This window comes from Gordonia paraffinivorans NBRC 108238 (assembly GCF_000344155.1).
GTDB lineage: Bacteria > Actinomycetota > Actinomycetes > Mycobacteriales > Mycobacteriaceae > Gordonia > Gordonia paraffinivorans.
In genome coordinates, this window is sequence record NZ_BAOQ01000013.1 from 12,937 (window position 1) to 25,374 (window position 12,438).

14 protein-coding genes are annotated in these 12,438 nt (G+C 69.3%); 4 read left to right on the forward strand and 10 right to left on the reverse strand.

What is annotated here, in order from left to right:
- Positions 1-41 precede the first annotated feature (41 nt).
- On the reverse strand, positions 42-1,427 hold the full coding sequence (locus GP2_RS06940; RefSeq protein ID WP_006899775.1) for a glycine--tRNA ligase: 1,386 nt from the start codon (positions 1,425-1,427) through the stop codon (positions 42-44).
- Positions 1,428-1,626: 199 nt separating this feature from the next.
- On the opposite strand from GP2_RS06940, the gene GP2_RS06945 reads away from it, so the two are divergent.
- From GP2_RS06945 to GP2_RS06955, 3 genes are all read left to right on the forward strand, one after another.
- Entirely contained in the window at positions 1,627-3,144 is a 1,518-nt protein-coding gene (locus tag GP2_RS06945) for a M28 family peptidase (protein ID WP_255218594.1), read from the forward strand.
- A gap of 86 nt (positions 3,145-3,230) precedes the next feature.
- Positions 3,231-3,617: an ArsR/SmtB family transcription factor gene (locus GP2_RS06950; RefSeq protein ID WP_006899777.1), complete on the forward strand. Its 387-nt coding sequence runs from the start codon at positions 3,231-3,233 to the stop codon at positions 3,615-3,617.
- On the forward strand, positions 3,614-4,045 hold the full coding sequence (locus GP2_RS06955; protein WP_006899778.1) for a Fur family transcriptional regulator: 432 nt from the start codon (positions 3,614-3,616) through the stop codon (positions 4,043-4,045). The genes GP2_RS06950 and GP2_RS06955 overlap by 4 nt, the downstream gene beginning before the upstream one ends.
- 77 nt (positions 4,046-4,122) lie before the next feature.
- On the opposite strand, the gene GP2_RS06960 is transcribed toward GP2_RS06955, so the two are convergent.
- The 9 genes from GP2_RS06960 to GP2_RS07000 all read right to left on the reverse strand — a co-directional run bounded on the left by GP2_RS06960 (position 4,123) and on the right by GP2_RS07000 (position 12,118).
- Positions 4,123-4,527, reverse strand: a complete 405-nt coding sequence (locus GP2_RS06960; protein ID WP_006899779.1) for a hypothetical protein — start codon at positions 4,525-4,527, stop codon at positions 4,123-4,125.
- Complete coding sequence (locus tag GP2_RS06965; RefSeq protein ID WP_006899780.1) at positions 4,524-5,345, reverse strand: isoprenyl transferase; 822 nt, start codon at positions 5,343-5,345, stop codon at positions 4,524-4,526. Before GP2_RS06965 ends, GP2_RS06960 begins: the two co-directional genes overlap by 4 nt.
- The gene (gene recO, locus GP2_RS06970) at positions 5,326-6,141 is read right to left on the reverse strand and encodes a DNA repair protein RecO (protein ID WP_040526596.1); all 816 of its coding nucleotides are present in this window, start codon (positions 6,139-6,141) and stop codon (positions 5,326-5,328) included. The genes GP2_RS06965 and recO overlap by 20 nt, the downstream gene beginning before the upstream one ends.
- An 84-nt stretch (positions 6,142-6,225) precedes the next feature.
- Complete coding sequence (locus GP2_RS06975) at positions 6,226-7,635, reverse strand: YhgE/Pip domain-containing protein (RefSeq protein ID WP_040526597.1); 1,410 nt, start codon at positions 7,633-7,635, stop codon at positions 6,226-6,228.
- A 60-nt stretch (positions 7,636-7,695) separates the two neighbouring features.
- The gene (gene era, locus GP2_RS06980) at positions 7,696-8,607 is read right to left on the reverse strand and encodes a GTPase Era (protein WP_006899783.1); all 912 of its coding nucleotides are present in this window, start codon (positions 8,605-8,607) and stop codon (positions 7,696-7,698) included.
- Entirely contained in the window at positions 8,600-8,944 is a 345-nt protein-coding gene (locus tag GP2_RS06985; RefSeq protein WP_006899784.1) for a cytidine deaminase-like protein, read from the reverse strand. The genes era and GP2_RS06985 overlap by 8 nt, the downstream gene beginning before the upstream one ends.
- Positions 8,941-10,449 carry a hemolysin family protein gene (locus GP2_RS06990; RefSeq protein ID WP_006899785.1) on the reverse strand — a complete coding sequence of 503 codons (1,509 nt, stop codon included), beginning with the start codon at positions 10,447-10,449 and terminating at the stop codon, positions 8,941-8,943. Before GP2_RS06990 ends, GP2_RS06985 begins: the two co-directional genes overlap by 4 nt.
- 2 nt (positions 10,450-10,451) lie before the next feature.
- Complete coding sequence (gene ybeY / locus GP2_RS06995) at positions 10,452-11,045, reverse strand: rRNA maturation RNase YbeY (RefSeq protein ID WP_006899786.1); 594 nt, start codon at positions 11,043-11,045, stop codon at positions 10,452-10,454.
- Positions 11,042-12,118 (reverse strand): PhoH family protein, encoded by a 1,077-nt coding sequence (locus GP2_RS07000; protein WP_006899787.1) that lies wholly within the window; start codon positions 12,116-12,118, stop codon positions 11,042-11,044. Before GP2_RS07000 ends, ybeY begins: the two co-directional genes overlap by 4 nt.
- Before the next feature lie 89 nt (positions 12,119-12,207).
- Between GP2_RS07000 and GP2_RS21625 the strand changes: the two genes are divergently transcribed.
- On the forward strand, positions 12,208-12,435 hold the full coding sequence (locus tag GP2_RS21625) for a hypothetical protein (protein WP_006899788.1): 228 nt from the start codon (positions 12,208-12,210) through the stop codon (positions 12,433-12,435).
- The last annotated feature ends 3 nt before the right edge of the window (positions 12,436-12,438 follow it).

Here is a 12,438-nt window from a genome sequence, read left to right on the forward strand (position 1 = left end):
CGGTCGGCCGTCGGGGATCGTCGACCGAAGTCGACCGTGCGTCAGGCGCCGAGCAGCTTGCCGCCGAGGTACTCCGAGACCTTGTCGAGTGCCACGCGCTCCTGGCTCATGGTGTCGCGCTCGCGCACGGTCACGGCCTGGTCGTCGAGGGTGTCGAAGTCGACGGTCACGCAGAACGGCGTGCCGACCTCGTCCTGGCGGCGGTAGCGCTTGCCGATGCCCTGCGCGTCGTCGAACTCGACGTTCCAGTTCTTGCGCAGCTCGGCGGCGAGGTCGCGGGCCTTCGGCGAGAGCTTCTCGTTGCGCGACAGCGGCAGCACGGCGACCTTGATCGGCGCGAGCCGGCGGTCGAGACGCAGCACGGTGCGGGTGTCGGTGCCGCCCTTGGCGTTCGGCACTTCCTCCTCGGTGTAGGCGTCGCACAGGAACGCCATCAGCGAGCGGGTCAGGCCGGCCGCGGGCTCGATGACGTACGGGGTGTACCGCTCGCCGGTCGCCTGGTCGAAGTACGACAGGTCCTCACCGGAGTGCTTGCTGTGCGTCGACAGGTCGAAGTCGGTGCGGTTGGCGACACCCTCGAGCTCGCCCCACGGGTTGCCGGTGAAGCCGAACTTGTACTCGACGTCGACGGTCCGCTTGGAGTAGTGGGACAGCTTCTCCTTGGGGTGCTCGTACAGCCGCAGGTTCTCCGGGTCGATGCCGAGCTCGACGTACCAGTTGAAACGCTGGTCGATCCAGTACTGGTGCCACTCTTCATCCTCACCCGGCTTGACGAAGAACTCCATCTCCATCTGCTCGAACTCGCGGGTACGGAAGATGAAGTTGCCCGGGGTGATCTCGTTGCGGAAGCTCTTGCCGATCTGGGCGATGCCGAACGGCGGCTTCTTGCGCGCGGTGGTCATCACGTTCTTGAAGTTCACGAAGATGCCCTGCGCGGTCTCCGGGCGGAGGTAGTGCAGGCCCTCCTCGTCGTCGACCGGACCGAGGTAGGTCTTCATCAGGCCGCTGAACGGCTTGGGCTCGGTCCACTTGCCGGGCTGGCCGGTCTCCGGGTCGTTGATGTCGGCGAGGCCGTTGGCCGGCGGGTGGCCGTGCTTGGCCTCGTACGCCTCGATCAGGTGGTCGGCGCGGTAGCGCTTGTGGGTGTAGAGCGACTCGACGAGCGGGTCGCTGAACACCTCGACGTGGCCGGAGGCCTCCCAGACCTGACGCGGCAGGATGACCGACGAATCGAGGCCGACCACGTCCTCACGGCTGGTGACCATGGTCCGCCACCACTGCCGCTTGATGTTCTCCTTCAGCTCGACGCCGAGGGGGCCGTAGTCCCAGGCCGACTTGGTGCCGCCGTAGATCTCACCGCACTGGTAGACCAGACCCCGGCGCTTGGCGAGGTTGACGACGGATTCCACTTTGGACTGGGCGGCCACGGTTAACTGCTCTCCACGGGTCGGTGTTCGGCTTGTTCTGTCGGCGCTCATGCGTGGGGCGACCGATGATGAGGTCCGGCGCGCACGGCAACCCCTACAGACTACCGAGCAGGGAGAGGGTTCCCCTAAAGCAGTGCCCTCACCTGGCCGATCGCGGGGGCGCACCGGAGGTGGGGCGGCCGGGTGTCAGAGTGGCAGGATGAGCCCCCGCCCCCGCGCCCGGAGACGACGCCGCCCGATGCTGCAGCTGTGGGCCGTCGCGGCCGCGGCGACGATGCTGGCCGGAGGGTGTGCGGGCGCCGGGACCGACACCGGCCGACCGGCGCCGGTCGTCGCCCCCTCGCCCCTTCCTCCGGTCGCCGAGGTGACCCCGCAGGGCCTCGCCGACGCGATCGACATCGACCGCGTGACCGCACACCTGCGCGCGCTGCAGCAGATCGCCGACGACAACGACGGAACACGCGCGGCGGGCACCCCGGGCAACGACGCGTCGATCCACTACGTCGCGGGCCTGCTCCGGGAGGCGGGATTCGAGGTGTCGACGCCCGAGTTCTCCTACACGCGATTCACCGTCGGATCGGTGCTGTTCGCCGCCGGCGCCGGCGACGTGAAAGGGCGCATGCTCGAGTCCTCGGTGGGCACACGCGGCCCGCTGACGGCCAGGCCCGTGTCCGTCCCTGCCCGGGGGTGTGAGGCCGCGGACTTCCCCGCCGACGTCCGCGGCGCGTTCGCCGTGATCGCCCGCGGCGAGTGCACCTTCTCCGACAAGGCGCGCAACGCGCAGTCCGCGGGAGCCGTCGGGGTCGTCATCGTCGACGACGCAGACGAGGGACTGCCCAACCTGCGCCTCGAGCCCGAGAACGTGCCGGACATACCGGTGATCGTCGTGACCCGCGCCGACGCCGGCCGGGTGGGCGGCGCCCGGGAGCTGACGCTCGACGCCGAGACCGCCACCGAGCAGATCACCACCCGCAACGTGATCGCCGAGACCCGGACCGGGGCACCCGACGACGTGGTGATGGCCGGCGCCCACCTCGACAGCGTGAGCGCGGGCCCCGGCATCGACGACAACGGCACCGGCGCCGCCGCACTCCTCGAGACCGCACTGCGCCTGGGTTCGTCGCCGGACGTCCCGCAACGGGTCCGGTTCGGCTTCTGGGGCGCCGAAGAGGAGTACCTGCGCGGGTCCTGGGACTACGTCGGCAACCTGAGGGCCGAGGACGTCCGCGCCATCGCGCTCTACCTCAACTTCGACATGCTCGGCTCCCCCAACGGCGGATACTTCACCTTGGACGGCGACGACTCCGCGCGTGCGGGCGGCGGCGCCGGGCCGGCCGGATCGGACGCCGTCGAACGGGTCTTCCGGAGGTTCTTCGCCGAGCGGGGCATCCCCGTGGCGGACACGGATCTCGACGGACGCTCCGACTACGCACCGTTCCTCGCGGCCGGCGTCCCGGTCGGCGGTCTGTTCTCCGGCGCCGACGGCGAGAAGTCCGAGGAGCAGGCCCGCATGTGGGGCGGGAAGGCCGGCGTGCGGTTCGACCCGAACTACCACCGCGACAGCGACACCATCGACAACGTCGACTTCGACATCCTCGCGGTGAACTCCGCCGCGGCCGCCTATGCGCTGGCCACGTACGCGTTGTCGACGACCGGCCCCGATGGCGTCCCGCCGGTGGCCGCACGTGAGCGGACCGAGGTCGAGATCCCGGAGTGATCTCCGCCCGGCGGCACCTCGGATTGAAAACCATTTCCGTTAGAATGATCGCCAGCAGTGCCGCACGACCCGCCGGGAGGAGTGACATGTCGACCCAGCCGTTCGAGGGCTCCGACCTCGCCGCGCGCGAGAAGGCCGCCGACCTGCTGCGTGCGCTGGCCTCCCCCACCCGGCTCGCGATCGTGTTGTCGCTGCGGGAGCGCGTGCAGTGCGTCCACGAACTCGTCGGGCACCTCGGGCTGAGCCAACCGCTGGTCAGCCAGCACCTCCGGGTCCTCAAGGACGCCGGCGTCGTGCGCGGTCACCGCAACGGCCGGGAGATCACCTACGAGCTCATCGACGACCACGTCGCACACATCGTCGTCGACGCGCTGGTCCACGCCAACGAGTCCGCCGAGGATGCCGTCGTCGACGCGCCGGCGTCGGATGAGCAGGCTGCTGACATGCACACCACCGAGGCGGTGACCGAATGACCGGCGTGCAGGCCTCGGGCCCCCAACCGGTCACCGGAATCCGTTCCACCCGGCAGCGTGCCGCGATTGCCGACGCGCTCGCCGGCACCGACGACTTCTGCTCGGCGCAGGAACTCCACGAGATCCTCAAGGCCCGCGGCGAGTCCATCGGCCTCACCACCGTCTACCGCAACCTGCAGGCACTCAGCCAGGCCGGGCAGATCGACGTGCTGTGGGACGGATCGGGCGAGACCCGCTACCGCCACTGCTCGTCGGGCCACCACCATCACCTCGTGTGCCGGGAGTGCGGCACCACCGTCGAGGTCCAGGCCGAGCCGGTCGAGAAGTGGGCGGCGTCCGTCGCCGCGGAACACGGCTTCACCGACATCAACCACACCGTCGAGGTGTTCGGCCGGTGCTCGAAGTGCGCTGAGACGCAGTCGAACTGAGTCCGGCACAGATCCGATTGCGCTCTTGTCCCGGCCACCGGGCGCACACACGGTGATCCAGCGCGACCCGCCGGAACCTAGCTCTTTCCCGTCAGCCGCTCGGCGGCGTCGACCCCATTGGCCAGCACGATGTGCAGCACCATCAGCAGCGGCAGGTCCTCGAGCCGCCCGGCGGGAAACGTGTAGTACTGCAGCACATCCGTCGTGACCCCGGCGGGGTCGGACCGGCGCAGGCTGCCGAAGCTCATCCGCGCGCCGAACGCCTCGACGTCGTCGCGCAGGTCCGGCGTGTTGGGCAGGTCCATGGCGACCATCTGGGTCACGGCGAGGACGTCGAGACCGTCGGCGAGCGTGACCACGCGGATCGAAGCGCGGGTCGGACCCACTTGGACCACAACCGATTCCGCGTCGGGACGCTCGACCGGACCCAACTCGGCCACGACCTCTGCGGCGCGTTCGAGCAGCGCAAGGGCGTCGGTCATGACGACTTCACCCCGCCGAACCGGCGGTCGCGCCTGGCGTACTCGAGGCAGGCGTCCCACAGATCGCGACGGTCGAAGTCGGGGAAGAGTTTCTCCTGGTAGACCATCTCTGCGTAGGCGGACTGCCAGAGCAGGAAGTTGGAGAGCCGCTGCTCACCGGAAGGCCGCAGGAACAGGTCTACGTCGGGCATGTCGGGCTCGTCGAGGTACCGCGCGAAGCTCGACTCGGTGATCCGTTCCGGGTCGATCTCGCCGCGCGCAGCCCGGCGCGCGATCTCCCGTGCGGCATCGGCGATCTCGGCGCGGCCACCGTAGTTGACGCACATCGTCAGCGTCATCACGGTGTTGTCCCTGGTCAGCTCCTCGGCGATCTCGAGTTCGCGGATCACGCTGCGCCACAGGCGCGGACGACGACCCGCCCACCGCACACGGACACCCATCTCGTGCATCTCGTCGCGTCGACGACGGATGACGTCGCGGTTGAAGCCCATCAGGAAGCGCACCTCCTCGGGGCTGCGCGACCAGTTCTCGGTCGAGAAGGCATAGGCCGACAGCCATTCGACGCCGAGTTCGATGCAGCCGCAGACGGTGTCCATGAGGACGGCCTCGCCGCGCTTGTGCCCCTCGGTGCGGGGCAGGCCGCGTTCGGTGGCCCAGCGGCCGTTGCCGTCCATCACCAGGGCGACGTGCTTGGGCACGAACTCCGCCGGGATCGCCGGCGGACGGGCACCGCTCGGGTGCGGGTCCGGGGGCCGGATCTCGGTACGTGTGCTCATCGGCTTGCGTCCCTTGGAGGAACTACCCGGCCGCAACGCCATCGTCGACACTCCTCACAGCGGTTTCCGCGCCTGCTTCGGCACCCGTCTCCATCAGCCTATGAGGCGCGGTGCGTTCGATGAGCGGCAGGGTTCGGAGCTGACGTTCCAGATGCCACTGCAGATGGGCCGCGATCAGTCCGCTGGCCTGCCGCCGAAGCGAGGACGTGGACTCCTCGACGTGCTCCCACTGGCCGCGAAACATCGCGTCCATCAGGTCGAGCACACCGGGCGACGGCGTGGCCGAGCCGGGCGGGCGACAGTGCAGGCACACCGCGCCGCCGGCCGCGACGTGGAAGGCGCGATGCGGACCGGGCGTCGCACACCGCGCGCACTCCTCCAGTGCGGGCATCCAGCCGGCGCTGTACATCGCCCGCAACAGGTACGCGTCGAGGATCAGCTCGCGCGGCCGGCGGTCCTCCGCGAGCGCCTGCAGCGCGCCGACCGTCAGACGGTGCAACTGCCGGCTGGGCGCGCGCTCCTCACCGGCGAGCCGCTCGGCGGTCTCGAGGACCGCGCAGGCCGTGGTGTACCGGCCGTAGTCGGCCACGATCGCGTCGGCGAAGGCGTGCAGGCTGTGGGCCTGGGTGATGACGTCGAGGCTGCGTCCCGGGTAGAGATGTACGTCGACGTGCGCGAACGGTTCGAGCCGGGCACCGAACTTCGACCGGGTGCGGCGCACCCCCTTGGCGACCGCGCGCACGAGCCCGTGCTCGGCGGTCAGCAGGGTGATGATGCGGTCGGCCTCGCCCAGCTTGTGCTGGCGGACCACGACGGCCTCATCCCGGTAGAACCTCACCCGGCGATTGTCCCACCACGGCCCGACAGCGGCGGGCAGGGACACCGGGTGGGCCCGGTCGGTCCGAACCCGCTCGGCCCGAACTCAGTCGGCATTGACAATCTTGTCGAGCCTCGGCGGGAGCGTCATGCCTCCCGGGTACCGGTGCCAGCCCTTGCGGTCGTAGAACTTGGTGCCGAGGAAGCCGAGTGCGGCGCCGAGCAGCAGGCCGACGAAGCACTGGATCACCGAGCGGGCCAGACCGGCCGAGAGGTCGGCGTCGAAGTACAGCACCGACCGCACCCCCAGGTAGATGACGTGCATCGGCTCGACCGCGGCCACCCACTCGAAGAACCGCGGGCTGGCCTCGAGCGGGAGCGTGCCGCCGGAGGACGGCAGGCCGAACACCACGAAGAAGATCAGGTTGAACAGCAGGCCCGCGTTGCCGAAGACCGCCATCATCGCGCTCGCGCTCACGCCCACCGCGAAGATCGCGAGGACGGAGATCACCCACAGCACGAAGGCGTTCGGCAGCGACGTCCCGACCAGCGCACCCACTCCGATGAACACCGTCGACAGCACCACCGCGACGAGGAACATGATGACCCACTTGGCGGCGAGGGTCGCCCACCGGCTGATGTTCAGCCGGTCGCGCCGCTGGTAGAACGGCCCGTACTCGATCGGCGTCTGCCCGAGGATGCCGTCGACGACGATGCTGACCATCATCGCGCCGGTGAACCCGGCGAGGACCAGCAGGAGTGTGAGGTAGAACGCCGAGAGTCCGTTGCCCGCGCCCTGCGGCAGCGGTGTCGGCTCCGACACCGTCACCTGCACCGGGTTGCCCACCGCGAGCTGCGCGGCGCCGGTGAACGTCACGTCGTTCGCGTCGAGCTGCCGACGCACCTGCTCGGTCAGTTGCGCGCCGACCTGCTCGTTGACGCGCTTGGTCATCTGCTCGGCGAAGGTCTGGGTGATCGACGACGCGAAGGCGCCCGAGCCGCGGTTGATGAAGACGTCGATCGCCGGGCGTGCCGGCGCCGACGTCAGGACCGTCGACCGTCCCAGCGCGACAGCGCGATTGGTGAAGTTCGCACCGATGACGACGACGCCGTAGATCTTGCCGCTGTTGAGTTCGCCGAGCGCGGTCGACCGGTCGGTGCGACGCACCTCGAAGCCGTTCTCGGCGGCGGTGGTGGCGATCCCGTCGGCGACCTGCGCACCGATGTTCTGCTCGACCGGCTTGCCGTCGGCGCCGGTGACCTCACCGCCGGAGTCCTCGTTCACCAGGGCGATCGGGAAGTCGTGCAGATGGCGTTGCGGGTCGACGACCGCGGACATGTACAGCGCGGCCATGAGCGAGAACAGCACCGCGACGATAACCAAGGGCGCCAGCCAGAACCGCGGGGAGCCGAGGACCCCGGCGATCGTCCGGCCGGTCGGCTCCTCCGGTTCGGGCGCCTCGTGGTCGCCCCGGCCAATGGCGTCAGAGTCCTCGTGCGCCTCGTGCGTTCCCATCGACATCTCTCCCCCGCAGGCGAAGTGCCCGTCGTCGGACGGGCACCGGCAATCGTTCGTCTAGAAGCCCAGCCGGCGCAGCTGCTTGGGGTCGCGTTGCCAATCCTTGGCGACCTTCACGTGCAGATCCAGGTACACCTTGGTGCCCAGCAGCCGCTCGATCTGTGCGCGGGCAACTGTACCCACTTCCTTGAGCCGGGCGCCCTTGCGCCCGATGATGATGCCCTTCTGGCTGTCGCGTTCGACGAAGAGGACCGCGTGCACGTCGACCATCGGGGGCTGGTCAGGGCGTCGGTCCTCGCGTTCGATGACCTCCTCGATCACAACCGCCAGGGAATGGGGAAGTTCGTCACGTACGCCCTCGAGCGCGGCCTCGCGGATGAACTCGGCCATGAGGACCTGCTCGGGCTCGTCGGTGAGCTCGCCGTCGGGATAGAACGCCGGCCCCTCCTCCATCATGCCGACGAGCACGTCGGTGAGGACGTCGAGCTGCTTGCCCGACTTGGCCGACACCGGCACGAGTTCGGCGTCGTCCGGGAGCAGTTCGGACAGCGCCAGCAGCTGCTCGGCGACCTTGTCTGTCGAGACCCGGTCGATCTTGGTGACGATGCCGAGCAGCTTGGTGCGCGGCGCCATCTCCCGCACCTGCGTGATGATCCAGCGGTCGCCGGGGCCGATCGCCTCGTCGGCCGGGATGCAGATGCCGATGACGTCGACCTCGGAGTAGGTGTCGCGCACCAGGTCGTTGAGTCGCTGCCCGAGCAGGGTGCGCGGACGGTGCAGCCCCGGGGTGTCGACGAGGATCAGCTGGGCGTCGGGCCGGTTGACGATGCCGCGGATCGTGTGTCGGGTGGTCTGCGGCCGATTCGAGGTGATCGCGATCTTCTCGCCGACGAGGGCGTTGGTGAGAGTCGATTTGCCCGTGTTGGGCCGGCCGACGAAACAGACGAAGCCGGAACGGAACTCAGGCATCGTCACCGCCGAGTCGGTGCTGGGGACGGCCCGCGGCGTCGGTGATGACGACGTACGCCTGCGGGCTGAACTCGTGCAGAATGGCCAGGCCCGGATCGTCGGCGTCGCCGTTGACGAGCACCGCGGCCTCGAACGCGGTCGCGCCGCTCGAGAGGGCGGAGGCCACCGCGACCTGCAGGCCGCTGAGCGTGAGGGTCTTCGCGCGGACCTCGGCCCCGGCATACGTGCGCCCGTCGCCGTCGCGCACGGCCGCGCCCGAACGGGCCTCGGCGCGTGCCAGGGCGCCGCGCGCGAGCACCACGAGTTTCTGATCCTCGTCCGCGAGGGTCTCGGTCACTGGTTCATCCTTGCTGTCGGTTGTCCGGCACCGTCGTGGTCCGGGTTTTCTGGGTGTGGGTGCTGATCCGGGGCGTCGTGGTCGGTGTCGGCGGGCCTCCGGTCGCGGGAGTCCTTCTCGGCCGCGTCCCTACGGCCGGAATCCTTCTGGCCGCGGTCCTTGCGCTCCTTGCGGTCCCGGTGGTCTCGATCCTTGTGATCCCGGTCCTTGTGATCCCGGTCCTCGGCCTCGTCCTCGGACTCCAGGCGCGACACGAGGACGGTGATGATGCGCTGGCGGCCCTGTCGGTTCGGCCCGCCCTCGGCGACCAGCTGCAGTCCGTGCGACTCCACCCTGGCCCCCGGCAGCGGGACGCGGCCGAGTTCGAGTCCGACGAGGCCGCCGACCGTCTCGACCTCCTCCTCGTCGATCTCGATGTCGAAGAGCTCGCCGAGATCCTCGACGGGCAGCCGCGCGGACACGCGGTAGGAGCCGTCCCCGAGATCCTCGACCGGCGCGAGCTCATCGGTGTCGTACTCGTCGGTGATCTCGCCGACGATCTCCTCGAGGACGTCCTCGATGGTGACCAGGCCGGCGATCCCGCCGTACTCGTCGACGAGCAGCGCCATGTGGTTGCGGGTGCGCTGCATGTCGGCGAGGACCTTGTCCAGCGGCTTGGAGTCCGGCATGAACTGCGCCTCGCGCATCACCTCGGAGACTCGCAGGGTCGCGGGGTCGACGCGCTGCGCGATGGTCCGAACGACCATGTCCTTCAGGTACACCACGCCCAGGACGTCGTCGGTGTTCTCTCCGATCACCGGGATGCGTGAATGACCCGATCGCATGGCGAGATTCGTGGCCTGCAGGACCGTCTTGTCGGCCTCGATCCACACCATCTCCGGCCGCGGCACCATCACCTCGCGGGCGCTGGTGTCGCCGAGGTCGAACACGGAGTGGATCATCCGCCGCTCGTCGGCGGCCACCACTCCGCTCGCCTCGGCCAGGTCGACGACCTCGCGCAGCTCGATCTCCGTGGCGAAGGGGCCGTTGCGGTAGCCCTTCCCGGGCGTCAGCGCGTTACCGATGAGGATGAGCAGCCGGGTCAGCGGCTTGAGCAGGACGCCGAGCGCCGAGAGCAGGTACGACGTCGACAGCGCGATCGAGTAGGCGTGCTGGCGCCCCAGCGTGCGGGGTCCCACACCGATGGCGACGTAGGAGATCACGGTCATCGCGGCGATCGCGACGACGAGTCCCCACCCGATGCCGATCCAGCGGGTGACCGCGAGCGCGATGAGCGCGGCGGCGGCCGACTCGCACATGACGCGAAGCAGTACGGCGAGGCCGATATAGGTGGCGCGCGAGTCGAGGATGATCGCCAGGCGCCGTGCGCCCGCCCGGTTCTCGCGGACCATGTCGTCGACGCGGGCAATGGACACGGTCGACACCGCGGTGTCGACGGCGGCGAAGAACCCGCCCAACACGATCAGGACGACTGCGGCCACGAGGAACCAGTAGTCGGAGGACACGTTCAGTCCTCCTCGGACCGTCCGGTGAATCCCGGGGCGGTCCCCGTGTCCTCGGGGCCGCTCTCGGTGCCGGTGAAACCGATGTTGGAGAGCAGCCGCGCATCCCTGTCGGCCAGGCGTTGTTCCTGCGCCCGGCGGTGCCGGTCGGCGTAGAACGCCTCGAGGATCTCGTTCTGGAGGCCGAACATCTCACGCTCCTCCTCGGGCTCGGCATGGTCGTAGCCGAGGAGATGCAGCACACCGTGGATGGTGAGCATCGCGAGTTCGTGCTCGAAGGAACGTCGTGCCTCACGCGCCTGCTTGCGCGCGAACTCCGGGCACAACACGATGTCGCCGAGGATCGCCGGACCGGGTTCGGGCGCGTCGGGGCGCCCACCCGGGACCAGTTCGTCCATCGGGAAGCTCATCACGTCGGTCGGGCCCGGCAGGTCCATCCACTGGACGTGCAGATCGGCCATGGTGTCCTCGTCGACGCACAGGACCGAGAGCAACGCACCGGGGTTGACGTCCATCGCGCCCACGGCGAACCGCGCGGCGTCGATGATCAGTTCCGCCGGGACCTCGACGCCCGACTCGTTGGCCAGTTCGATGCTCATGAGCGACGTCCATGGGCCGCGGCACGACGCGCCGCACGGTTGCCGCCGATCGTCGCGCCGGTCCGCTCGGTTTCCTCCGCACGCCCGTAGGCGTCGACGATGTCGGCGACCAGTCGATGCCGGACGACGTCCTGGCTGGTCAGCCGGGCGAAGTGGATGTCGTCGATGCCCTCGAGGATCGTGGTCGCGGTCATGAGTCCGCTCTTGGCCCCGCCGGGGAGGTCGACCTGGGTCACGTCGCCGGTCACCACGACCTTCGACCCGAAGCCCAGACGGGTCAGGAACATCTTCATCTGCTCGCCCGTCGTGTTCTGCGCCTCGTCGAGGATGATGAAGGCGTCGTTGAGGGTGCGCCCGCGCATGTAGGCCAGTGGCGCCACCTCGATGACGCCGGCGGCCATCAGCTTCGGGATCGCCTCGGGGTCCATCATGTCGTGCAGTGCGTCGTACAACGGACGCAGGTAGGGGTCGATCTTCTCGCTCAGCGTGCCCGGCAGGAAGCCGAGACGTTCGCCGGCCTCGACGGCGGGACGCGTGAGGATGATGCGGTTGACCGTCTTGGCGTGCAGGGCCTGCACGGCCTTGGCCATCGCCAGGTAGGTCTTGCCCGTGCCGGCCGGCCCCAGGCCGAAGACGATCGTGTTGTTGTCGATGGCGTCGACGTAGTGCTTCTGATTGAGCGTCTTGGGCCGGATGGTCTTGCCGCGTCGGGACAGGATGTCGAGCGACAACACCTCGGCCGGCGACTCGTTCCCGCCGTCGGAGAGCATCGACACGCTGTGCCGGACCAGGTCGGGGGTGAGCGGGGTGCCGCGGCCGACGAGATCGGTGAGCTCGGCGATGACCCGCTCGGAGGCGGCGACGTCGGCGGGTTCGCCGGTCAGCGTCACCTGGTTGCCGCGGACGTGGATGTCGGCGGGCAGCAGCTGCTCGAGGGTCCGCAGGTTGATGTCACTGGCACCGAGGAGTCCGAACACCACTCCCGGAGAGACTTCGATGGTGGATGTGACCCCAGACCGGCGCGGCTGCGTACGGCTGGATTGCCCGCTCGGTTCGGGGTTGGCGTCACTCACGTATGAAATCACTCCTGGTGGTCGGCGGTGGGATGGCAGGTTGCGCCGTCACGTCACGAGCCGACACATCCTGTGGTCAGTGTATCGCTATGCAACACGGCATCAGCAGGCAATATTTCGACGGGCCGCCCGCCGCTGCGTCGGTTCCCCACCGAGTCGCCGGCCTGGCCGCCGAGCCGAGCGAGCCCGAATGCCGAGCCGAGCGAGCCCGGATGCCGCCCGAACCTGCGCCGGAGTACGTCCCACTCGGGGACGGCGGACTCATCCGCATGGAGGTTCTGGAACCCGGTACCCGGACCGGCGGCGATCCACCATGACCG